Raw genomic sequence first — 24,351 nt, forward strand, 5'->3', positions numbered from 1 at the left:
GGATCAATAATATATCGGTTATAAACTCAAACATCAGCCGGGAGTGTTCGCTGCACTTCCGGTTTCCTTTTTAAGTTTATACCATGAGTAGATTTATGGCATAACTATAACCCTCCTCTCAATAATTTTAAAGTGTACTAATCCTGTTAATTCAAGTGCATTTAAAACTTCAGTGATATTTTCAGAACGCGGCACTGTACCTACAAAACCCTCATTTGTTATAGCGCCCTGGTATTGTACGCTTACATTGTACCAGCGGGCCACTTTACGCATAATGGTTTCTATGTTTTCGTGCGAGAAGTTGAAATTGCCGTTCTTCCATTCTACAGCCTGTGCTGCATTTACTTTGGCCACCTCTATTTCCCCGTTCACACGGGCCTGCTCGCCCGGCACAATAAGCTTTTGATTGTTTCCTGAAATTATTTTCACCGAACCTTCCAGCAGGGTTGTGTTGGTAGATTTTTCCTCGGCATACCCCATAATATTAAAGTGGGTGCCCAATACTTCAACTGTTGAATGATTTACTGTTACCCTGAAAGGCATCGCCTTATTTTTAGCAACTTCAAAATACCCCTCTCCCGTTAATTCAACATTTCGTTCCTTACCGGTAAAGGCAACCGGAAACTTGAGTGAGGATGCAGCATTTAGCCAAACCATAGTACCATCAGGCAAAACAACCTGATACTGCCCGCCATTGGGGGTAGAGATGGTATTGTAGCCCGATTGCAATCCTGCATTATCCTGTTGCTTTTGAGAAGCATCATATACTAATTTGCCATCGGCTGTTTTGTTAACTATGATATTTTGCTGATTAGCCAGCACTCCTTTTTTCGCACTTTCAAGCACGATCTGTGAGCCATTGGCCAACGTGAGTATTGCTTTATTTCCTCCCGGGGTTATCTTATTAGTATTATTTGTTATTGTTTGTTCTTTAACCAGGTTATTCCTGAAGACGATCCCAATGGTGATGAACAACAAAATTGCAGCTGCAACAGCTATAAGTTTTTTAAATGGAATTTTAGGTTTGATACTATGATCTGAAGCTTCTTCAGTTTCGGCAGCATCAATTTGGGCTTCAATTTTAGCAAATAGCTCCGGATGGTTAGCTGTCTCCTCATCGGGCAGATCTTTAAAAAAATCGCCGTACTGCTCAAGTAAAGCATCAACCTCCTCATCAGGAAGTGATTCAAGCCATTTTATAAAAAGCTTGTGCTCCTGTTCGGTATGCCGGTTTTCAGAAAACTTTTTAAGGAAATTGTTCCGTGCTATTTCGTCCATATATGTGTAAGACGACCGGGAAGAAATAAAGGACTACTCAAAAAAATATTTTTTTTTAATAATGTCAGGAAAAATGTCAATTTTAAAATACAAAACCATACAAAACCCTATGTATCAGAACCGTAACCACTATCTGATCTTTAACTGGATATTTATTCCCGGCCTACTGTTATTAGCACTCAATGATCATTATTTAAAACAGCATTTTACCAGTTGGCTAACCGGGAAAGTGTCTGACTTTACAGGGCTGTTGATCTTCCCTATGTTTTTATTGTTCCTCTTCCCGAGGCTCTCCAAATGGTCGGTTATCGTGACAGGCTTATTCTTTGTTTTTTGGAAAACGCCTTTTTCGGCAGCCTTTATCCAATTTTATAATAAAATCGCATTAATACCGATTACCAGAACTGTTGACTATAGCGATTATATCGCCTTATTAGTATTGCCTTTATCCTGGCACCTTATCCAGCATATCGATAAATACAGGCTCAACTATTTTCCGCCTGTTTTTTTACGTTTTTTGGCTATTGTTCCTATTGCTCTGGTTTTTATGGCCACAGAACCGCCAATCAGCTACTATATGCAGCCTGGCGGCGATATTCATATTGGTAAATCCTATAAAATGAAGATGTCAAAAGAAGCTGCACTGACCAAACTGCGGGCAAAAGGTTACCGGATCGAAACTGACACATCGCAACATTTCGGCAACCGGGCGGATTACTACGTGATCAATAACCTTGTACTGGACGGTGGCAAAGACACGCTGCAAAGCTTGCAATTTGGCTTTCTTGGTAGCGGCGATAAACCGTTATTGTTGATCAACAATATCAAACTAAGACCGGCCGACAAAGAAAAGAGCCCGAAATTGTTAAAGAAATCTTATCAGCAGTTAATCAAGTCGAATATTGTTGAAGAAGTGAAATAGCATGAAGCCTTTATTACCCTGGCAAGAGATTGACCAGGCTTAAAACAAATGCTTCCAGGCCCCTACAAGAAAAACACCGATAGTAAGCTCGCCATGGGCAAGCATGTGTTTCCTTACAAAATCCATCCCGCTGTATAATTGCTTTTTCACGGTGGCTTTAGAAATAGACAGTTTTTCGGCAATTTCATCTAAAGAAAGTTCATCTTTAGTACGAAGCTCCACGATCTGTCTTCTTTTTTCGGGAAGCAAATTGATAGCGTCCTGTGCCATCAGGTAAAAATCTTTATAATTTATTTTTGCATCAGATCGCTCGGAACTCTCTTCGGAAATTGGTTGCACCATAACCAACACCTGTGCCTCGGTTTTACTTTTCTTGATATGATCTAATAAAAGATTTTTGGCAGCACGATAAACATAAGATTGGAAAGAAACAATGTTTGTTAATGATTCCCTGCGCTCCCAGATCTTGATAAAAACACATTGAACAATTTCCTCTGTTAATTCGGCCGACCGGCAGATCAGATAGATGTAACGGTATAGATTATTGATGTTCCGGTTATACAATACGGTAAAAGCCTTTCGGTCTCCTTTTGAGAGCCGACCTAATAATTCACTCTCATCTAATTGTATTAACATTTCTATATTAGTTATCTATATAAAAATAATTTGAATATAAATTAGGTAACGGATGCCTGCCTATTTAACAGGAGTACTCCCCGGAAGCTCTTTATCAACAGATTATAACTGGCGTTCAAATCTAATAATTATTTTACCAAACACAATTTTCTTCGGTTTTACTTTTCATAATTCAAAAACACCGATAATGCCGGGTGCTGAGGAGATTGTTATACATGGTACGGAATAATAGCGCTTATTTAGCCAACAATCTGAACTCAGACTACAGAACGCCTTTTTTCGTTATATTGGCCGTATAATAAGGCACAACCAATTTAAACTTTGCTAAAAATGACCGGCGGTAACAAGAACGATAAGGTGAATATGAAAACGCTTGCGAAAGAACTCAACCTTTCAACCGCAACCATATCAAAAGCGATGCGCGATAGCTATGACATAAGCCATGAAACCAAACTTAGGGTAATGGAAGCCGCCAGGCGCTTAAATTATGTGCCTAACGCTTATGCCAGCAGTCTCCGCAAACAAAGCAGCAATACTATAGCCATTATTATCCCCGAAATTGCCGACAGTTTTTTCAGTCAGGCCATTAATGGCATTGAAAGTATTATTGCCCCCCAAAAATATCATGCGCTGATCTATCTTACCCATGACAGTTATGAACGGGAGGCATCTATGTTTAACGATCTGGCCAGCGGACGTGTTGACGGCGTCATCATGTCTGTAGCCAGCAGCACGCAGGATACCGGTCATATTAAAAAATTGCAGGAAACGGGCACTCCTATAGTTTTTTTTGACAGGGTGTGCGAAGATGTTACTGCGGATAAAATTATAACCGATGATTATAACAGCGCCTACAACGCTGCCGTCCATTTGCTGCTGGCAGGCTGTAAAAATATCTCGCTGGTCACCATCAGCGGTTATCCTTCTATTTTATCGGCTCGCGAACAAGGGTATCGCGATGCTTTAAATAACAACGGATTTACAACCGACGATACAAGGGTAGTAACCTGCTCCAATAAATATATGGGCGAAAATGTAAACGAGATCAAAGCGCATTTAACTACCGTTAAACCTGATGGGATAATAGCCACAGTTGAGCAACTGGCGACGGCTACCTACCTGGCCTGCGATGAACTGAAACTACAGATTCCAGGTGATGTAAAAGTTGTTTGCTTTACCAACCAGATTACTGCAGCCATACTTAACCCGCCGCTTACTACTGTTTTACAACCGGCATATGATATGGGCAAACAGGCGGCCGAAATACTTTTCAGCCGCCTGTCCGGAAGGCTTATTGAATCTGAACAAGAGCTGGTAATGCCATCACAACTGGTTGCGAGGGCGTCTACAGCCTCTTAGTGGCTGTTTAAAACGATTGTTTTTAAATGTAGAGACGCATCACATGCGTCTCCTGCGCGCAAATCAAAATAATTAAGTGTCCTACAAAAGTGGCTTGTCCTACGGGAGACGCATGTGATGCGTCTCTACATAAACATTTCTCAAACACCTCTTTAATCTTTTTGAGGGATATTGGTCATGGTGAACGCCAAAGTACCGCCGTGGCTGATCTGCTCGTGCGATATCATATGATCTTTTATAGGTACTCCGTTAAATGTAACCAACTTTACATATTTGTTCTGAGCTGATAAACCGGCGGCTTTGATAACCAATTTATTACCGTTTTGCAGGTTCAGGGCTATGTACGGAAACTGTGGTGCTCCAATGCTGTACAAGCCTGATGCCGGTGTTACAGGATAAAAACCCATGGTACTAAAAATATACCAGGCAGATGTTTGCCCGCAGTCGTCGTTACCGTTTATACCTATAGGTGCATTCCTGAAATTTTGCCATGAGGTATGCTGCCTTACCAGTTCCTGTGCTTTCCATGGCATACCGCAATAGTTAAACAGGTAAATGTAATGGTGCCCAGGCTCGTTATCGGCCCTGTAATGGCCATCATTAAAGTTATGGGTTAGCTTATCGGCAAAAGCTTTTTCGCCACCCATGAGGGCTATCATTCCCGGTACATCATGCATAGCACCAAAAGTGTAAGTCCACTTTGTCCCTTCGGTAAACCCACTATCCGGCTGTGCCGACCAGCTCCCGTCTGCATTACGCGGAGCCATAAACCCGGTTGAAGTGTTGTACACATTTTTATAATTTTTGCTCCAACCCATTAACTGATTATAATCACCGGTTTTGCCTAAAGCTTTTGCAAGCTGGGCAACACAGTAGTCGTCAATACCATATTCAATAGTGCGCGATACTGACTCTTTAGTTTTATCAACAGGAATATATCCTAACTTATGATAATTGGTTAAACCGCCACGGGCCTCAAAGCTTGTCCACAGATCACGATCACCCCATTTTTTCTGAACATCGCCATCGGGCGCTGTAAACGCGTCTTTGTGTAGTGCTTCGTAAGCTAAGGCCGCGTTGTAGCCCCTGAAACCTTTGATGTAGGCATCGGCAATTACAGCATCGGCATGGGTACCTATCATGATGTTGGTATAGGTTGGGTTAGGCCACATCGGCATCCAGCCGCCCTCCTGGTACATTTGCAGCAACGATTTTACCATATCATTCACACGCTCGGGCTGAGTTAGGATCAATAGTGGATGCAAAGCCCTGAAAGTATCCCATAAAGAGTAATCATTATACGAAACACCATTGTGAATTTTATCATCGAAAGCGCTGTAATATCTGCCGTATTCTGAAAATTCCCTCGGGAAAAGCAGGGTGTGGAACATAGCGGTATAAAAAATAGTCTTTTGTCCGTCGGTGATATCAGCTACCTGCACTTTTTTCAATTGTTGCTGCCAGTTATCACGAGTGCTTTTCACTACTTTCTCAAAGTCCCAATCAGGGATTTCACGCTTAAGGTTGTGACGTGCCTGATCGATGCTGATAAATGACGTAGCTACGGTAACCTTTACTACGGTACTACCTGCTGTTTTGAATGAAACATAAGCACCCATACGGGTACCAAACTGTTCTTTACTTTTCTTCTTAATGGTTTGATTATCCCAGGTGCCGTAGCTGCGGATAGGCTTATCAAACTTGATAATAAAATACCCTTTGAAGTTTTTAAGCGGAGGCCCAAGCTGTGCCGACTGCCTGTCGGGATTGTAGCCGGTTATCTCGTTATTTACGGTGTCAACATGCACATATCCGCGCATCTCCTTCATCCTTACCTTAAAATCATTGGCCCAATCGGTAAGTGCAGGATTAAGATTGATCCCCTGAATGATGAGATGCGCCTGATCTGCCTTAGGGAAAGTAAAGCGGAACATACCGCAAGTATTGGCACCGGCTATCTCGGCTTTAATATTTGTATTATTGGCAGCCTTTAGTTTTAGGGAGTAGTAATATGGTTTAGCCACTTCATCCTTATGGTCAAACATCAGCTTACGCTCTTCGGGCAGTACACGAAGGTTACCAATTTGAGGCATTACAGATACATAACCATAATCGCCCATCCAAACGGTTGGCTGGTGTGAGGCCATCAGGCCTATTACCGAGTTATCCTCATAGGTATAACTCATTTTGCTCATTTTGTTTTCGCCGGTTTGGGCAACAAAATTGGTCATGGCAAAAGGCACGTTCACGCAGGGCATAGTACCACCACCGTCGAGTCCTTTGGCAAAACCGGTTGATGCCGTACCGATGAGCGGGTTTACATAGTCAACCTCGTCCTTTTTTACTTTGGTTGTTTTTTGCTGTGCATTTGTTGTTACGGAAACTAACGAAAGCAATAAAAAGGGATATACCTTCCGTTTTAATTTCGGGCAAATGTTTAAGATCATTTCAGATAGATTTTTTAGGCTTGTTTAAACAGGCCTGGCAAATCTCTAATTTTTCAGATCATATTTGTGAAAAGCCTGATATTTTTTTCGCGAATATTTATTGCTGAAGAATTGATACCTTTTCTGAAGATACGATGCCTTTTATATCATCGGCAGATAAAGCAGCCTTGAATACTTTCACTTTGTTTATATAACCGTGAAACACCCTTTCTGAAGGAAACTCCTCATTCCGGCCCAACGTCCATTTGTTATTTACCGACAGATCAGCAGTTACATCTAATTCGGAAGTACCCACTAAAATGCCATCTATATAAAGATAAAGCTTTTTGCCGCTGTAAACCCCCGCTATGTGGTGCCAGTGTTGATGCCAGTCGGTAGGGAGGTTTACAGTACAATCGCCCCTGCCCCATCCGCCGGCAAAAAAAGTAAGCGTTTTGTTATCGGTCATTTGCAACACGTGGTTGTCGCCTTTGGTAATGATATCGGTTAAACCTTTCTCCTTACCCGTTGGGTATACCCAGCCCATCATACTGATGGATTCGCCCATGTTATCTAAAACAGGCGCGTTTGGAACTTCCACGTAAGTGCTATCGCCAAACAGCAGTTGATCTTTATTGGTTGTTGCCTGAGTTGAAATAATGTTCCCGTTGTTATGAAATCCTGAGCTATCAGCTACCGACTTGCCGGGAGCTATCGATACGAAATTAAGCATCAATGATTCGGCGGCATCTTCATAAACTTTATATACGGTTTTCGCGGTATCAACCTTTACTTGTTTAAATCCTTTTTTGGAAGCAGTTATATTATGACCGATAGTTTTAACCCCACCTGCATTCAGTTTGATATTATCTGTAAATACAACCGAATCATTCTGGATTACCGGTATTATAAAAGTCTGCTTTAGTCCGCCTGTGTTTTTTATCAGGTATTTTATCTCCTGGTTTTCATTTAGCCTGATCATCGGCTTTACTTGCAGTTGGGATATTTCAAAAGCATGCTCCTGTGGTTTTGCCGGCAGCTTCACCTCAACAGTCAACGGGAGTGTATTATCGAGTGTCAATGTGGTCTTCCCAACCGGATAAAGCCTGAACATTATAGAATCCTGAACAGTTTGCCCTTGTTCAACCAAACAATTCCTATAGCCATATGGCTTGCCGTTAACCAACAACTTCACCGTTTTAACACCTTTGCTACCTGTATTTTTAAGCCTGAACTTTACGACAAGCGGCTCATGTGGCACTACGCTTTTTTTATCAACCGAATAATCAATGATCTTAAAAGCGGTGTTTTTTTGTGTAGATGATAGCTCAACCGGATCTTTATCCATCGGCCAGTTACCCGGCTCTTTGCCCATATTAAAAATCATTGCACCGCCGTTTGCTATAACGGAATGCGGTAACACTAACCGCCGCCAGGCCTTACCATTTACCTGCAACGATTGTATATAGTTATTTTTTAATGCTGAATTATCGCTGCTGATGACAAACTTTCTGCCGTTTGGCAGATGAAGGGTTACTGCTTTAAACAATGGCGTACCAATAGCATAAAGCGGCCTGCCGGGACAAGCAGGATAAATCCCCAGCGAACTAAAAACATACCAGCTGGATGTTGAACCAAGGTCATCATTACCGGGCAAACCGCCGGGCGTAGCACTGAACCTGTTTAGCATAATATCCCTTACCCATTTTTGTGTTAGCTGTGGCTTACCGGCCTGGTTAAACAGGTAAGGCAGGTGAAATACAGTTTCGTTATCAAACAGAATAACGTTATTGCTTAGCGCCGAATCCAAGCGGGCAGCAAACTGATCGTTACCGCCGGTCATATTGATGAGGTCCTTACCGTTTTGGGGCACAAAGTATGAATACACCCATTTATCACCTTCTTTATAACCAGATGTACCGGGTTGAAGTTTAAATTCCTCGCCGTTTCGCGGAAGCATAAATAATTCATCTTTATTTAAAAGATTGCGATAGTTTAGACCTCTGTTTAATGATAATTGAGCGGTTTGTTGGTCATTCATCACCTTATCCGCAAATTGCGACAAGGCCCAATCGTCATAAGCATACTCAACCGTACGGGTAACCGATTCCTGCCGCGTAAAAGGTACGTATCCTTTTTGATGATACACTTCCATATCCGATTGAACAAATGGACCGTCAACCAGATCTTTTTTCATTCCCTTGTATGCAAGTTCTTTATCAAAGCCGGTTATCCCTTTTAAATAGGAATCAACAATGATTGGAATAGCATGGTTACCCGTCATGCTTTCGGTTGGCAGGTGCCCGCTTTGCTTGTAAACATCCAACATAGAGAAGATCACATCCTGTTGCTTTTGCGGATATAACACTGTAAGCAAAGGATGCAACGACCGAAAAGTGTCCCAGGGAGAAAAACCGCCATACTGGTTTTGCCCAGTCTTTTGATGGATTTCCCCATCGTGGCCACGATAATTACCATCGGCGTCATCAATTACCCAGGGTAATAAAAGCGAATGATAGAGCGCGGTGTAAAACACCGTATTATGCTGCTCATTATTATCGGTTATATCAATAACAGATAATAGCTTAGCCCATTCTCTGCTGGTTTGTGCACGAACCTCATCAAAACTAAGGCTCCCGATTTCCTGATCGATATTGTGCTGAGCACCGGAATAACCTACCGATGATTTGCTCAATTGCAAAGTAATGATTGTAGTACTTGTTTGGGCTTTAGAAAAGGTAAACAACCAACCGCCTTTAACTTCCTTTTTGTCTGTATATCCTTCGCTAAAGTTTATCACAGTATTAGCATCAGAATTATGGATCACTTTATTGGATATGGCGTTAATCCCGCCACCATTACCGATAAAAATTTGCGGTTTAGCATTTTCTTTAAAAGTAAAACGGAACATGCCGGTTCTTGCAGTAGCGGTTGCTTCGGCTGTGATGGGCCGCTCATCAAAATTCACTTTATAATAACCCGGCACAGCGCTTTCCTTTTTGTGCGAAAAGTGAATGCTTGATTTACCAGGCTCAAAATTAGCACCGCTATTCCATGGCATGATAAAAAGACGACCGGATGATCCTTCCGGAAAGCCACTCATGTGCCCAAGACAACTGAAATAATAAACTGAACTGTCAGTATAATTATATCCCCTTGCTCCAGTAACCCTTGTTTCCGGGCTTAGCTGTACCGCACCCGATGGTGCAACAGCACCGGGATAACAGCCGCCATTATTGCCCCATTTGGTGAGTACATTGCTTACAGTTGTACCAATAAACGGATCAACATAATGCAGGTGGTTTACTTGTTGGGCATAGAGGTTGAAGCCCGGTAATATCGAGGCTAAGACGAAATATATTATCTTCTTCAATTGTGCAATCAATAATTTAAAATAAATGTAGAGACGCATAATTGCGTCTCCCGCTTGCAAGGCATTGGAAATTCACTATCCGCTCTGTACAGTTAGAGACGCAATTATGCGTCTCTACAGGATTATTATATTTTTATATAAATCTTCTTTTTATCAAGCACCCAGGCCACCAGCCAGCAAAGCATCATATAACAAAGTGCGAATACCAGTGTACCAAAAGCACCCGGGAATATCTTTTGGTAAAACACCTGGTTTATCCAATCATAAAAACTTAACTGTGGTTTTACCCAAATAGTTTGAAAAACGGTAAGCAGCAACTCCGACAGCAAGTAGATAGCCAACGAATTTCGTCCGAAAATGAGGAAGAAGTTTGTGCCTTTTTTGATCTTTTTTATTTCGATGGCAAATACCATAAAACCTAATAGCAAAAGGTCGATACCGATGGTAAGCAGCGTGAAGGAGCTTGTCCATAGTTTTTTAGCTACGGGAAAAAACTGCGCCCAGAATAAGGAAACAGCGATCAACAAAACACCGCACATAAATAACCGCGCAACCGACTCGTAATTTTTACCCTTACGCTGAATGAACGCTCCAGCCAGATAGCCGCCAATTACATTCACAATGGCGGTCATGGTGCTGAGCAAACCTTCGGGATCAAAAGCTATGGGACCGCCTTTATCATGATATAAATGATCGTTACCCATCAACACGATATCCAATCGCGTGCCTGCATTGCCAAGCATGGTATACTCTTTGCCAGGTTCGCCGCAAAATATCAGGAAAGCCCAGTAGCCTAATAGAAGTACAACAGATATAACGACAGCTGTCTTTTGCGAACAATAGTGAACTATCAAAGCACCAAAGAAATAACACAACGCTATCCGCTGTAACACGCCCATGATACGGGTATGGTTTAAAGGGTTAAACACCCAGCTACCTGCCTCACGATGGAAGAACGGGAACCAATACATCAGGTAACCCAGCAAAAAAATGATCACCGTACGCTTAAATATTTTACCGATAAAAGCAGAGTCAGTTTCAAACTTCTTTTTGGAGAAACTAAGCGCGTTACCTACCGCGAACAGGAACGATGGAAAAACAAGATCGGTAGGTGTAAAACCTATCCAGGGGGCATGGTCAAGCGGTGACCATACGTTCGCCCCCGAACCGGGGGCATTAACGATGATCATGAAGCAAATGGTCATACCACGGAAAACATCAAGTGCGGTAAATCTTTCGGTTGTTGTAGCCATGTGCTGTTATTAATTAAGGGGTATTGAAATTTCGTTGATTGTTCTACCTGCTGCCTCTTCGGCTACAATTCGGGTTTGGTTGATACTATTGCCGTCTTCGTCGTAAACCACCAGTTGGTTTAAGCCTGTTTTAAGCCAGCACTCTGGAATGTAAAGGCTTTTCACATCGAGCTTTTCAGGGTATCTTCCTAAATTATGACCGTTAACCCAAACAGAGCCATGCCCTAATCCTTCAGGTTCAAAACGCCAGATAAAGATATTCCCTTTTGATGGTGGTAAGCTAAATGTTGTGCGATAAAAAACCGGCTCATTTTTCATTTGCATGGCTGCATCGGGTTTTGTCCAGCCGGTAGAGGCCAACACATCGCCGGGGCCACCTTTCAGTTGCCAGTTGGTTACGGTTGTTGCATCACCGATGGCGTTGATTTTTACAGGTTGATCGATACCACCTTCATTCGAATAATTCTCGATAAAGACAGTAAGCTCAACCGGACGTTTTAATGTTTCGGCATCGGTAATATTTACTTCAAAAGGCTGGTTCCATCCATCATGATGGGCTACCTGTTTGCCATTAATAAATACGGTAGCATTTTCGTCAACACTTTTAAACAGTATCGCTAATTTTGAAGTACCCACAGCCTGCTGCGGAATGATGGTATGGAACCACGCATAACCCTCTTTCAGGTTAAAAACATCATTTCCTATTTTATACTTTTTGTACACCGATGTATCAAATGCCGGCGGACCTTGCTTTACATCATCTTTTTTGTTGGCACTGGTAAAATACCACTTGCCAAGCTCAGAAATAAAAGGGCCGCCCTTTTTGATAAGCGCATTGCCAAAAAGTCCTTTGCTATCTACCTCATCTATCGGGCCAAGGTAGGCAGCCAGTTTATCGCGCCCGTCATGTGCTGCAAAAACGGCTAACGTATGCTTGCCTTTTGTCAGATTAAGGGTTAACTCATTATCATTCAGTTTCCATTTAGCAGCAGGCTTGCCGTCAATAAAAGCTTGTCCCCTGCCGCCTCCTTTAACCTGTAAGGTATATTTTCCGTTAGATGGGATATTTAGCATGGCCCTATACCAGGCATCAGCAGTTACGTCAGCATCAGCACCAATGGGCTGCGGGTCTTTTGATTTAAGCCAGGTGCTTGTACTTACATTGGATGCCACGTTGACGGCGGCGTTTTTATATTGCCAGTTTGATAAATTGATGGTTTGTTGCTGGCCGCCCTTTTTGGCATCGATATTAAAAGCGATCCCTTTACTATCGGTATATAAAATTGCTTTTTGTAGCGACTTTTGTGTCAAAGGCGTTTCTGCTGTGATTTTAAATTGACCACTTTTAACCGAGGTTTCGCCAACATAGTTTAGCCCCGTGATGATATAGCTTTTGCCTTCAGTTTCGGTGATCCACGTTTTATCGGTTAAAGCCCGGTTCATGGCCAAAACCCTGATGGTCTGCGGGCCGGAGGTAAAGGTATACTCAACAGGCATTTCATTGGCAACAGGCATTTTTTCGTCGATCAACACATCATTACTGCCAATTTTTACGGCAGTTGATTTTGATGAAGCTTTATCTTTTGTATTGAAACGAAGTAACAGCGGATTGCCAGCTTCGGCATCAACAACTACCGTTATAGTGTTAGCTTGTTTAACTATGGCGAATACACGTGTAAACACCCAATCAAGCGTAACATCGTCATTGAGTTTATAATTATGAACTAAAGGGAAAATCTCTTTAGGTTGGACGCTGATAGTTTTACCTGCAAGCAGCTCTTCGGCACCTTTAATATCTAATGGTGTGCTTAGTTTACAAGTACCCGGATTATCTAAAAATATCAGATCACCTGCAGGGCTTGTGCGGGCGGATATTTTAATGGCAGTGTCAACAGCAATGCCTTTGTATGTTTCCGAAGCATTTGTACTGTTTTCCAATACATCCTGAAAACTACGCGAAAACCATGCAGCACGTTTAAAAGCATAATATATTGGCCGCAAATCACCCGCCTGGCCTATGCCCGTACCGTAATCATACGAAGCTGCATCCTCATCATTATTGGTATAACCAAAGTTCGAGCCCCCATGAGCCATGTAGTAGTTATAACCGTTACCACCACGGGCAATGATCTTCCAGGTGCGCCTGTCATAAAGCTCTGCATCGCCCGGCTTTGCACCATATTGCGAATACCAAACGGCCCAGAACTCGGTAGAAAACCATGGGTTTGGCCGTTTATCGTCATCAAGCTTACCATCACCGGCGGGATCGCTGGCATGGTGCAGACCGCTGAAAAAATATGGTACCTGCATACCCATATCCAAAGCTTTTGCCTGCAGGTGTTTGAAATAGCCGTCGGGCATTACAGTTCCCCACCCATTGGGATGCTCATTTTCCAGTTGCACCAATATCACCGCGCCGCCTTTATTTATTTGTCGTTGAAATACAACCGGCAAAAGATGATCAAAAAAGCGATCGACGTATTGTTCAAAAGATTTATTGTCTTCCCTAACCCGCAGGCCTTTTTTAAATTTAAGCCATATGGGGTAACCGCCGTTATCCCACTCAGCGCAATAATACGGGCCAACGCGCACAATAGCGTATAAGCCAAGCTGTTTTACGATATCCAGGAATTTACCCAAATCGTGATCACCGGTAAAATTGAATTTGCCTTCCTGTTCTTCATGAAAATTCCAAATGGTGTAGATCTCAATACAATTAAAACCCGCCCGTTTTATCCGCAATAGCCTATCGTACCAAAGCTCATGCGGTATGCGGGCGTATTCCAACCCGGCTGATACGATGAACGTACGTTTACCATTCACCATAAAACCTTTGCTGTCAAAATCTATGTAGGGCTTAGCAACAGCCGAAGCCGGGAAAATATGATCGTTAGCGCTTTGACTGTGTGCTTTAGTAAAGGCGCTTAGTAGTAAGATAAATGTTAATATAGAATAGCGTATTCTCATAAGTTATTTTACGATCCTGTCATTTCGGTAAAATCCAGACTTACGAAGTTTTTAAAACTTCGTAAGTCTTCTATCTGTGTGTTCTGTCTCTTTAAAGGCTATTAAATCTAAAAAAGCGTCATTGCGAGGCACGAAGCAATCCCCGATTAGCCGGGCCGCCCTGTATAGTTCGCGATTGCTTCGTTCCTCGCAATGACGTATTTACTGAGTTTTCTTAGCGAGTCCCTAAAATCACCGCATTATACTTCACAAACAATTGCTTTGATTTTTCAACGGCATCACCCTTAGCAACATCAGTGTAGGCATTGTCATACTTGTTTACCCACTGCCACTCCCAATCTTTCACTTGCTTGTCAAAGGCATCGGCATTAAAATCAGTTTTGGCCGATAACGATTTGTCCAGCTGGTTAAAGAACATTGTCCAGCGTTGTTTATAATAGCCTTTTATCAGGCCTGCCCATTGACGGTTGGAATATTCCCTTAAACCGCTTTCCTTATCGCCCCACAGGGTAACCAGATCGCGGGCGTTAAATTCATACAGGTTTTTCTCTTTGTCGGTTATACCATTAGCCCTTGCTTCGTTGATCCATTTGCCTAACAGGAAATCTTTTCGGGTACTTAGCAGGTCATCCATATCGTCCATTAGCTCCAGGAACTGGCTGCTGTACAGTTTAAACTGCTGCTGATCTTTATTTTGATAAGCCTGTGCCATTTTCTGTTGCAGCGGACTCGCATAATTGGCCAATACCTGCCGGGTTACATCAACCAGGTCATATTGAAAGCCATCACTTTGTTTCAGGCTGTCGGCAGCGTTTACAAGCAAGCCCCAGGCTTTAACCAATTGCATCGGATCGTAATCCAATTTTGTTAACACCCTGTCGATATATTTTTTAAACGTTGGTCTTGCCACAATAATGGATTCAGGGCCACCCTCTGTTAAGCCACCTGAATAAACAGAATTTAACAGGACATGCCATGCCTCATTTGCCTGGCCGTTAACCTGTCCGTAACGGCGTTGTGCATAGTTCGCAACCCATGCGTCAGCATCAATCGGGGTATCGCGCCAAACGTTTTCCAGCATCAGGGCAAACAGGGCGGGATTTTGTTCGATACCTTCGGGCGTAACACCAATACCGCGCATATTTTTCGATTCAGGATCGTGCAGGGCGATGGCCGGATCAGCAGCTACGTGGCGCATACGACCAAACAAGCTGATATTACCGCCAAAGTTTTGCAGCATACTCCAAATCCATGGTTTACCATAGTAAGCTTCCGTACGGTTCCAAACCGGGTGGGCATCGCTGTACAAGTCAAGCACTATCATTTGCTCATTAGGCACGGCATTAAGCAAAGCTTTGATCTGCTGAGGCTGCCAGAATTTGTTATTGTAGTGGAACATCCAGCCCTGCATCACCCAAATAGCTTTGGGATCGGCAGCAGCCATAGAGTTAAAAACCTTTTTGCTCATGCCATCCAAATAGGTTGAATCGTTGGCTGGCGGCACGTTTTCGTTAAAAGTATCGGCAGAGTACAGGTGATCGGTGCCAAATTCTTTTGTCTGCGCTTCTATATATTTTTTGCCGATGGTTTCAAATATCGGATCGTCGGGGTCAAGTATAAAAACATCGGGAAACCCGGCATCCCAGTTGGTTCTTTTAACCTTAGCACCGGGGAATTTATCTTTAAATGATGGCGGCACGTGGCCGGTGAATGACGACAGAACAGGCGTCATCCCAAATGAGCGTTCACGCTCCAGGATCTTTTTTTGTAATGCTTTGTGTGAGTCCATCCAATGCTGCGGCAGCGGACCGCCCCAGGCATCAATATTCCCCATCCAAAACCATGAAAAATAAGCAGGACCGCTAAAAAACTCATCCAGTTGTTTATCGGTGAAGCCCATGTCTTTGTAAACGGTTTGCCAAACAGCTTCTTCGCCGGTTATGGCCAGCGGCATGTTGATACCGTTCAGGGCCATCCAGTCAATTTCTTTTTGCCAGCGGGTCCAGTCCCACCAGGCCATGGTATAATTAAAGGTGCAGTAATTTAAATAGTAGCGATATTGATAAGGTGTAGTTTTATGGATAAGGCCTTTAACTGCAGGCAAAGTAGCAGGCAAATTAAGGTTGGTGCCATTCCAGCCGATATCGCAAAAGCAATAATTTTTAAGATAGTAGTTTAATGCGGACGCCACCGACAAGCCATTATTACCTCTGAGCACAATTTTACCATTACGGCTTTCCAGCTCAAATACATCTTTACCGTTCTGTTGCGGGACAGATTCGACAGTAAATACGTTACCCCTGCCAGGGATTACCCTTTCAATAAAATCATAAGAGGCTTTTTGATCAACCTGGGCACCGGCTTTAAAGCCAAATGCAATAATAGCAGCTACAACAAGTAAACACTTTCTCATCAATAGATAATTAAACGCTGAAAATAAATACCGGCAACAGAAGGCTCCCCTCTGCTGCCGGTATGAGGATATTATTATTTAAAATTAGGGTTTTGTACCAACACGCCTTTACTCTTATCAATCTCAACCTGCGGTATCGGGAAGTAGTAGTTTTTAGGGCGCACAAAGGTTACCGTTTTATTTTGATCAAGTGGAGCTTTGGAAACGGCAAGGTTATAAATAGCCGCAATATCAACGATGTTCTTTTTGTCCCAACGCATCAAATCCTGGTGGCGTTGGTCTTCACCGGCCAGCTCAACACGGCGTTCATGAATCAGCTCTTTCATGCCAGCTCCCGAAACCGGTTTTAATGAAGCCGATGCACGGTGCCTGATCTGGTTGATCAGCGCATCGCCTGCACCTGCACCTTGCGTACGGATCAATGCTTCGGCAACTAACAGGTAAATATCAGCCGAACGCATTAAAGGCACTGCATAACTATGGTCAACACCGCCACCATCTGCCTGGGTATTAAATACAGCGTACTTTTTAAATGCATATCCGGTAGCAGAAAGATCGGCAGTAAAGGTTGTTAAACCGTTGCCATCACCCAGATCTACCTTATCACCAACGCTTAACAATGTTGCAGCTTTACGCGGATCACCTGCTTCAAACTCATCGGCAAGGCCCTGTAATGGCTGACTAAAACCGTAACCTCCCCATGGACGCGGAATGTAATAAACGGTAAAGTCATTTTGAACCACATTTTGTACGGCCTGGATTGAGAAAAGCATTTCAGTACTGTTTTCATTTGCGCGGGTAAAATTATCAGTATAATTAGGCGCAAGTGCGTATGCCGGGTTTGAGATCACCTTTTGCCCGGTTGCGATGGCCTCAGGCAATTTTTCCCAATACATATAAAGCTTGGTCAATAAACCTAACGCTGTTCCTTTGCTTACACGACCGCGATCGGCAGCGCCGTAGCTTTCGGGCAGCAGGTCAACCGCTTTTAGCAAATCTGATTCTATCTGTTTACGTACCTCTTCGATAGGTGATTTCGGTACGTTGAAATTCAGCGATGTATAGTCAGCTTCAGTAATGATAGGCACATCACCCTGAATGATCATCAAACGCCAGTAGCCAAAAGCCCTTAAAAAATAAGCCTCGCCCATACTGCGATTTTTCACATCGGCAGATATAGCGGTGATTTTAGGAATATTAATAATACAGTTGGTAGCGCGGTTAATCTCCTCATAACGCCATTTCCATGGGTAACGGATAGCTGCGTTAGAGGCATCGTAGGTTAAGTTTTCGATAGCCTCGTCCTCACCATGGTCGCCCGAGCGCCAGTAATCGTCAGATGGGGTATCAAATGTTGACTCGGCGTGCCCTATGTAATCTTCCTCCGGTAAAATGCTGTAAATACCGGTTACTGCGTTAACAGCGTCTGTTTCGTTACGGAAATAATTGGCGGAGCTGTAAACACCTGTTTGCTTTAAATCAAGCGCTTTTTTACAGCCGCTGCCCATCAGGGCCAGTGACACAAGCGTATATATTAGTTTGTTTGATTTCATGATGATGTTATAATTTAACTGTTACACCAAATGTTATTATCCTCACCGATGGGTATTGAGCTACGTCAACCCCTCTTTGCAAATTACCGTTGGTATAACCCAACTCAGGCGTATAACCTTTGTAGCCGGTTATGAAAAACAGATTTTGGCCCGATGCATATAGTCTTACGCTTTTTAACGTGGCCTTTTTAGCCCAACTCACAGGAAGGGTGTAGCCTAAAGTGGCATTTTTTAGGCTCACATAACTTCCACTTTCAACAAACAGATCAGATGTACGGTAGTTATCATTGGCACGATCAAGCGATAAGCGAGGGATGGTGTTGCTGGTACCCGGACCTGTCCAACGGCCTAAAGTTTCGGCATAAAGGTTAAACGGATAAGTTGGGTCGATACCCTGCATCCTGTCGGCATTGTAAAGGCTCACGCCGAATACACCGGTAAAGTTTGCCGAAAAATCAAAGCCTTTGTACGATACACTGCCCTGTAAACCGGCAGTAACATTAGGGTTGGGATTACCCAGGTTAGTACGGTCGTTACCGTCAATCAGGCCATCGCCGTTCAGGTCAAGGAAACGAACGTCACCAGGTCTGATACTACTTTTACGCGAGTCATTTTTCAACGCCGGGTCGTTATCGATATCGGCTTGTGTTTGGTACAAACCATTGGTTTTCCAACCGTAAAATGAAGCTATTGGCTGGCCCTGATAAGTGCGGGAAATTTCCTGACTTGAACGGCCGTAAACAGTTGCGCCTACAAATGTCCCCTCGCCGTTAAGTTTGGTTACCTTGTTTTTAATGAAAGAAGCATTGGCACCAACTGAATATTTCACCTTATTCCCACCATGATAATTAACCTCAACCTCTACGCCATGATTGTTCATGGTACCAATATTTTGCAAAGGGATACCTACCGAACCCGCGGAGCCTACAACGGGAGGCGCCAAAAGCATATCCTTGGTATTTTTATTAAACCAGGCTAATGTAGTGGTTAACTGATTATTTAAAAAGCCTGCATCTAAACTGACATTGGTCATAGCTGTACGTTCCCAGGCAATGTCAAGATTGGCAAGCTGCGAAACTGCCGCACCTGTATAACCAACGCCACCAAAAGTGTAGCCATTGTTTTCATAAGTACTGCCCAGTTTTATTAAACTGGCATATTGAAATGTAGTTATATTTTGATTGCCAAGTTCACCATAGCCACCCGATAATTTAAGGTTACTTATCCAGCTTATGTTTTTAATGAATTGTTCGTTAGATAGCCTCCAACCCAAAGAGAATGCAGGGAAGTAACCCCATCTTTTTGAAGGTGCAAACCTGGAAGAACCGTCTGCGCGAAAAGTCAGAGTGGCCAGGAACCTTCCATCATAATCGTAAAACATCCTTCCGAATGCTGATTGTAACGACCACTGATCGGGTATCACGCTATTGTTAAACTGGCTATTACCGGTGCCAAGCACACGCTGATCTACCGAAGTATCATCGTACCCAATCCTCCATGCGCTAAAGCCGTAGGTTTTATAATTTTGGTATGAATAACCGCCTGTAAAAGTTACATGGCTTTTACCAAACACTTTATCATAAGTCAGGAAAGACTCAAGTAATTGTGATGATGTTTCACCTTCGTTTTGGGTTAGCTGCGAGGTGGTATTTTGCCTGGCCTGGTTAACATCGGCTATACTAAAATTGTAGACACGGTTTAATGTACCGTCATAAGCGTAGTTAACACGAAGTTTTAGCTCTTTTAGGAACGAGATTTCGGCAAAAGCGTTGGCCAGTGCACGGTATTTTTTATTAAACCTGTCTGCTTCCTGTATGGTAGCATAAGGGCTGTTGATATCCCCTAACTGGTTAGCGAAAGCTTTGGAAGTACCATAGGTGCCATCAGGATTAACCAACGGTATTGCAGGGTTAAAGCGTAGTGCAGAGAAAATTAAACCCGTTTGCGAGTTGTTATTATCAAACCCAACATTGTTTGCATAGCTTAACTGGATATTTTCACCCAATTTCAACCATTCGGTTACTTTATGCTCTGAATTAAAACGGGTGCTAAAGCGTTTAAAATTAGTTTTATCAATTATACCGTCGTCGTTATAAACCGAGGTGGACCAATAATAGTTGGATACATCATTTCCACCCTGCAGGTTAACATCGCCATTAATTACATGGCCCGTTTTCATGATAGCACGCTGCCAGTCGGTTCTTTGAGTGGCGTAATAGCTGTCGTTCCATGGTGCATCGATAGCAACTCCATCATTGGTGTAGCGTTCCCTTTTCAATGAATACAAATCGGGTGCGGTTAACAGTTTAAGATATTTGGTTGTATTAGAAAAACCGTTGTAGAAATTGACAGTAGTAGCTAATTTCTGGTTATAAGTACCTCTTTTGGTGGTAACCAATACAACGCCGTTGGCAGCACGTGTACCGTAAATAGCCGCTGCCGATGCATCTTTCAATATATCAACCGAAGCAATATCGTTGGGGTTGATATCGCTTAAGGCGTCAGGGTCGCTGGTAGGCACACCATCAACAACAATAAGCGGGTTGGCATCGTTTAACGTACCGGTACCACGGATACGGATACTTGAAGCAGCACCCGGCGAACCATCGTTGCGTACAATGTTTACACCAGCCGCACGGCCGTCCAGGGCCTGAGTTGCTGAAGCTACAGGAAGGTTTTGAATATCTGTACCTTTTACACTCGCTACAGAGCCGGTAACATCTATCTTTTTAGTGGTACCGTAACCTACTACTACAACTTCGGTCAAGGCAGATGGCAGGGCCACCAAAGTGATATTTAAAGTTTGGCTTCCTGTTATGGTTACTATCTTTTTTTCAAAACCAATGTAGGATATCTCCAATACGCCATTTATAGGGGCATCAATACTGAAATTTCCATTCGCATCGGTTGTTGTTCCCTGATTTGTTCCTTGTAAGCGAATGTTTACCCCAATAAGCGGCTCGCCTTTGGCATCAACAACCTTGCCCTTTACAAGGGCTATACTTTTGGTCTCCTCCTGGTTGGCAATGATCACTACATGGTCATCATTCATCTTATAAGAAAGCTTATCATCAATGATGGCTGCAAGCAATTCATCAATGGTTGCATCTTTTACGTCAAGGTCAACCTTGCCCAGCTTTTTGATGGAAGCATAGTTATAGAAGAAGCGGTAATCGCTTTGTTTTTGAATTTTTGTAAGGATACTGCTTACTTCGGCCTGCTTTAAGCTAAGCGTAAATTTCTGCTGTGAGTACACTTTTGCAGAAACTTGTACACAGGTAGCCAGGACAAATAAAAATACTGCTTTCATCAGCAAAATAACTTTGAGACATACGGGGGCGCCACGAAGCGGAAACACCCTTCTTGTTTTTTTCATTACATTTGTTTTGAAAATAAATGGATGGAGCAAGTGCTGTTTTACAATTGCTTACTCCGTTAATAAAATCCTATTTGTTTGCGGGGAGGAGTGGCAGCTCTTCCCTTGTTTACTTGCGGATGTTCAGGAATCTGATAGGTAAGTTTTCAATATCATAAGCTGTTGGTTAATGGGTTAGTTAGTTTATTTTGATTTCTATTTTTCTTTTTTCGACAGGTACACCGTTTGCCCATCCACTCTGAATTTGAATGGCGTAGTCAGTTCGATAATGCCCAAAGCCTCCTTCAACGTCTCTTTATCAAGCAAACCGCTAATTTGTTCGCTGCGGAGCGCCTGATCTTCAAACACAACCTGCACATTGTATTTGCGTTCAATTTGTGCAGCCACGTCTTCAAACATCTCGTTGGTGAACAGAATTCGGTTATCAACCCAGGCTGTTTCTTTTACTTCATCAGGCTTAACATCCGGTAACTCGGTTACCTGGTATTCAATCTTTCCCTCTTTGGGTTTTATACTTTTGGGCTCACGGTTATTAATAACAATCAGCTTTTCATTAGGCAACAGAATGATCTTTTTCTCCGGATTGTTTTTTAGTTCAACCTGTACTTTACCTTTTAACAAGGTAGTTTCTACCGTTTTATCGTTATTAAAAGCTTTTACGTTAAAAACCGTTCCCAATACCTTTACAACAAGCCTGGCTGTATGTACCAAAAAAGGTTTCTTAGCATTTTTAGTTACTTCAAAAAAACCCTCGCCGGTAAGGCTTACGTCCCTTGTGTTTTTTTCAAAAGCCTCGGGATACGAAAACGTACTGCCTGCATTCAGGGTAACCTGCGTTCCGTCGGGTAATTTGAGCTTTTGGGTTTTACCGTAAGGCACATGAATTTCATGTAATATATTTTCGGCTGTGAGGCTATCCTGTTGCGCTGTTTTCTTATAAAATAAAGCTCCCGCCGCAATAAATATCAATACTGCGGCAGCAACCCATTGCCACCTGAACATTGGCCTAACTTTAACTTCATTTACCGTATTTTCGTTCGAACTTTTAATCCGGTTCCAAATCTCTTCCAGGTTTCCGTTGATATCTTCAGGCTTGACCTCTGCCGGTTCGGGATCATTTCCTTTTAATGCGTTAGTAACCTGGTATGTTTTTTTATAGTTGGGAAATTGTTCAAGAAACACGTCGAGTTCGGCCAATTCTTCAGCACTGGCAGTTTTGCCCATACTTTTAGCCATTAACTCAATAAACCTGGATTTGCTCATAGTAATTGGTATTCTGCTTAAAGGACACCGCTCCTCCGGGTTTTTCCTAAAAGAAATTAAAATATTTTTTTGAGGAGACGGCTGTTGTGAAGTAACGCAATGATAACAGGCTACAGGCCAATCTGCATCTATCCAAAAGCCCCCTTTTACCATATCTTTTTTTGTAACTTGTTCGGATAATCTCTCGTCTCACAACTAAATCTTAGTGTATGAAATATTTCCTTTTGCTTGTAAGCTTCTTACTGATACCTTTTTTGAGCAATGCCCAGATTGATCGTGCGCGGCTTGATAGCCTGTTCCTGTATCTTACAACCAACGATCTTGCCATTGGAAGTATGACCATTAGCCAAAATGGACAAGTAATCTATCAACGCTCTTTGGGTAAAGATCAAAATCCGACGACAGAATATAGGATTGGGTCCATCACCAAAATGTTTACGGCAGTACTTACATATCAATTGATTGATGAACACCGATTGGCACTAACAGATTCACTGGGCCGCTTCTTCCCGGATCTGCCAAACGCAGGCCATATCACTGTTGCCGAACTGTTAGGGCACCGTAGCGGCCTGGCCAGCTTTACAAACAATACGGATTTTGATACATGGAAAGACCAGCCTCATACACAAGCAGAATTGCTTGCGATGATCAAAAAACAAAAGCCAGATTTTGAGCCGGATGCGAAGGCAGATTACAACAATTCCAATTATTTACTTTTAGGCTATATAGTTGAAAAAATTTACGGCAAACCCTATAAAACGGTAGTTACCGAAAAAATTATTCACCCTCTTAAATTAAAACAAACCTATTACGGTGAAAAGGCTGGGTTTGCCAAAGGCGAGGCTATTTCTTACAAATATTTCGATAGCGGCTGGAAGCAGGATCGTGCAGTTTACCTCGATAATTTCGCAGGGGCCGGCGCACTTATTTCTACTCCTCAAGACCTATGCACGTTCATAAGCGCATTGTTTAAAGGCAAACTAATCAGTACCGGTAGCCTCAATTTGATGAAAACAATGCGCGACGGTTACGGAAAGGGCATGTTTCCATATGGATCTGCGGCATATCCCGGTTTTGGCCATAACGGAAAAACAGAAGGATTTGGTAGTTCTGTTCAATACTATCCGGCATCGGACCTGGCTATCGCTTACTGCACCAACGGCGAGGTATTCCCCAAAGGCCGTATCCTCGACCATATTTTTAAAGCTTGTTTCCATATTGCGGATACGCTGGAAACTTTTAATCCTGTTAAGGCAGATAGCGTTCACTTAGCAAACTTTACAGGAAAGTACAGCGCATCTTCAGGGATAGAGATAACTAACAGGGTGGCAAACGGCACGTTGGTAAGTTCTGTAAAAGGCAAAGACTTTGAACTCACCCCAATCTCACCTAATGAATTCTGGAATAAACCATTTGGCTTTTTCTTTTATTTTGACAACAACGGCAAACGACTATTACTACAGGACGTGGACGATACATATGAACTGAAACGTCAGTAACGAGGCATTGCAAACAGTATCGAAAATTTGATG

General features: G+C 42.8%; 13 protein-coding genes. 3 read left to right on the forward strand and 10 right to left on the reverse strand.

The features are described 5' to 3' along the window. Window positions 1–93: 93 nt before the first annotated feature. The gene (locus tag BMX50_RS12785) at window positions 94–1,278 is read right to left on the reverse strand and encodes a FecR family protein (protein WP_091210904.1); all 1,185 of its coding nucleotides are present in this window, start codon (window positions 1,276–1,278) and stop codon (window positions 94–96) included. 73 nt (window positions 1,279–1,351) lie between these two features. Between BMX50_RS12785 and BMX50_RS12790 the strand changes: the two genes are divergently transcribed. Further along, on the forward strand, window positions 1,352–2,200 hold the full coding sequence (locus tag BMX50_RS12790; RefSeq protein ID WP_091210905.1) for a hypothetical protein: 849 nt from the start codon (window positions 1,352–1,354) through the stop codon (window positions 2,198–2,200). Between the two features lie 39 nt (window positions 2,201–2,239). On the opposite strand, the gene BMX50_RS12795 is transcribed toward BMX50_RS12790, so the two are convergent. Next, window positions 2,240–2,836, reverse strand: coding sequence for an RNA polymerase sigma factor (locus tag BMX50_RS12795; RefSeq protein ID WP_091210906.1), 597 nt, complete (start codon window positions 2,834–2,836; stop codon window positions 2,240–2,242). A gap of 330 nt (window positions 2,837–3,166) precedes the next feature. Between BMX50_RS12795 and BMX50_RS12800 the strand changes: the two genes are divergently transcribed. Next, window positions 3,167–4,195, forward strand: a complete 1,029-nt coding sequence (locus BMX50_RS12800; RefSeq protein WP_091210907.1) for a LacI family DNA-binding transcriptional regulator — start codon at window positions 3,167–3,169, stop codon at window positions 4,193–4,195. A 152-nt stretch (window positions 4,196–4,347) separates the two neighbouring features. On the opposite strand, the gene BMX50_RS12805 is transcribed toward BMX50_RS12800, so the two are convergent. From BMX50_RS12805 to BMX50_RS12840, 8 genes are all read right to left on the reverse strand, one after another. Further along, window positions 4,348–6,642, reverse strand: a complete 2,295-nt coding sequence (locus tag BMX50_RS12805) for a GH92 family glycosyl hydrolase (protein WP_091210908.1) — start codon at window positions 6,640–6,642, stop codon at window positions 4,348–4,350. Window positions 6,643–6,739: 97 nt separating this feature from the next. Continuing rightward, on the reverse strand, window positions 6,740–9,994 hold the full coding sequence (locus BMX50_RS12810; RefSeq protein ID WP_167667891.1) for a GH92 family glycosyl hydrolase: 3,255 nt from the start codon (window positions 9,992–9,994) through the stop codon (window positions 6,740–6,742). A 125-nt stretch (window positions 9,995–10,119) separates the two neighbouring features. After that, window positions 10,120–11,247: an acyltransferase family protein gene (locus BMX50_RS12815; RefSeq protein ID WP_091210910.1), complete on the reverse strand. Its 1,128-nt coding sequence runs from the start codon at window positions 11,245–11,247 to the stop codon at window positions 10,120–10,122. 9 nt (window positions 11,248–11,256) lie between these two features. After that, entirely contained in the window at window positions 11,257–14,214 is a 2,958-nt protein-coding gene (locus BMX50_RS12820; protein ID WP_091210911.1) for a beta-galactosidase, read from the reverse strand. A 214-nt stretch (window positions 14,215–14,428) separates the two neighbouring features. Then, a complete protein-coding gene (locus tag BMX50_RS12825) occupies window positions 14,429–16,627 on the reverse strand; it encodes an alpha-N-acetylglucosaminidase (RefSeq protein ID WP_091210912.1) in 2,199 nt (732 codons plus the stop codon). A 74-nt stretch (window positions 16,628–16,701) separates the two neighbouring features. Further along, complete coding sequence (locus BMX50_RS12830; RefSeq protein ID WP_091210913.1) at window positions 16,702–18,180, reverse strand: RagB/SusD family nutrient uptake outer membrane protein; 1,479 nt, start codon at window positions 18,178–18,180, stop codon at window positions 16,702–16,704. 7 nt (window positions 18,181–18,187) lie between these two features. Further along, on the reverse strand, window positions 18,188–21,556 hold the full coding sequence (locus BMX50_RS12835; protein WP_091210914.1) for a TonB-dependent receptor: 3,369 nt from the start codon (window positions 21,554–21,556) through the stop codon (window positions 18,188–18,190). Between the two features lie 195 nt (window positions 21,557–21,751). Then, window positions 21,752–22,819, reverse strand: a complete 1,068-nt coding sequence (locus BMX50_RS12840) for a FecR family protein (RefSeq protein ID WP_167667893.1) — start codon at window positions 22,817–22,819, stop codon at window positions 21,752–21,754. A 209-nt stretch (window positions 22,820–23,028) separates the two neighbouring features. Between BMX50_RS12840 and BMX50_RS12845 the strand changes: the two genes are divergently transcribed. Continuing rightward, entirely contained in the window at window positions 23,029–24,318 is a 1,290-nt protein-coding gene (locus tag BMX50_RS12845) for a serine hydrolase domain-containing protein (RefSeq protein WP_091210916.1), read from the forward strand. The last annotated feature ends 33 nt before the right edge of the window (window positions 24,319–24,351 follow it).

The organism is Mucilaginibacter gossypiicola, assembly GCF_900110105.1.
In the GTDB taxonomy this organism is placed as follows: domain Bacteria; phylum Bacteroidota; class Bacteroidia; order Sphingobacteriales; family Sphingobacteriaceae; genus Mucilaginibacter; species Mucilaginibacter gossypiicola.

What these genes read in the sequence shown, in the direction of transcription:
- BMX50_RS12785 (WP_091210904.1), bottom strand. Translation starts at nt 1,278, where the DNA reads ATGGACGAAATAGCACGGAACAATTTCCTTAAAAAGTTTTCTGAAAAC.
- BMX50_RS12790 (WP_091210905.1), top strand. Translation starts at nt 1,352, where the DNA reads ATGTCAATTTTAAAATACAAAACCATACAAAACCCTATGTATCAGAAC.
- BMX50_RS12795 (WP_091210906.1), bottom strand. Translation starts at nt 2,836, where the DNA reads ATGTTAATACAATTAGATGAGAGTGAATTATTAGGTCGGCTCTCAAAA.
- BMX50_RS12800 (WP_091210907.1), top strand. Translation starts at nt 3,167, where the DNA reads ATGACCGGCGGTAACAAGAACGATAAGGTGAATATGAAAACGCTTGCG.
- BMX50_RS12805 (WP_091210908.1), bottom strand. Translation starts at nt 6,642, where the DNA reads ATGATCTTAAACATTTGCCCGAAATTAAAACGGAAGGTATATCCCTTT.
- BMX50_RS12815 (WP_091210910.1), bottom strand. Translation starts at nt 11,247, where the DNA reads ATGGCTACAACAACCGAAAGATTTACCGCACTTGATGTTTTCCGTGGT.
- BMX50_RS12820 (WP_091210911.1), bottom strand. Translation starts at nt 14,214, where the DNA reads ATGAGAATACGCTATTCTATATTAACATTTATCTTACTACTAAGCGCC.
- BMX50_RS12825 (WP_091210912.1), bottom strand. Translation starts at nt 16,627, where the DNA reads ATGAGAAAGTGTTTACTTGTTGTAGCTGCTATTATTGCATTTGGCTTT.
- BMX50_RS12830 (WP_091210913.1), bottom strand. Translation starts at nt 18,180, where the DNA reads ATGAAATCAAACAAACTAATATATACGCTTGTGTCACTGGCCCTGATG.
- BMX50_RS12835 (WP_091210914.1), bottom strand. Translation starts at nt 21,556, where the DNA reads ATGAAAAAAACAAGAAGGGTGTTTCCGCTTCGTGGCGCCCCCGTATGT.
- BMX50_RS12840 (WP_167667893.1), bottom strand. Translation starts at nt 22,819, where the DNA reads ATGAGCAAATCCAGGTTTATTGAGTTAATGGCTAAAAGTATGGGCAAA.
- BMX50_RS12845 (WP_091210916.1), top strand. Translation starts at nt 23,029, where the DNA reads ATGAAATATTTCCTTTTGCTTGTAAGCTTCTTACTGATACCTTTTTTG.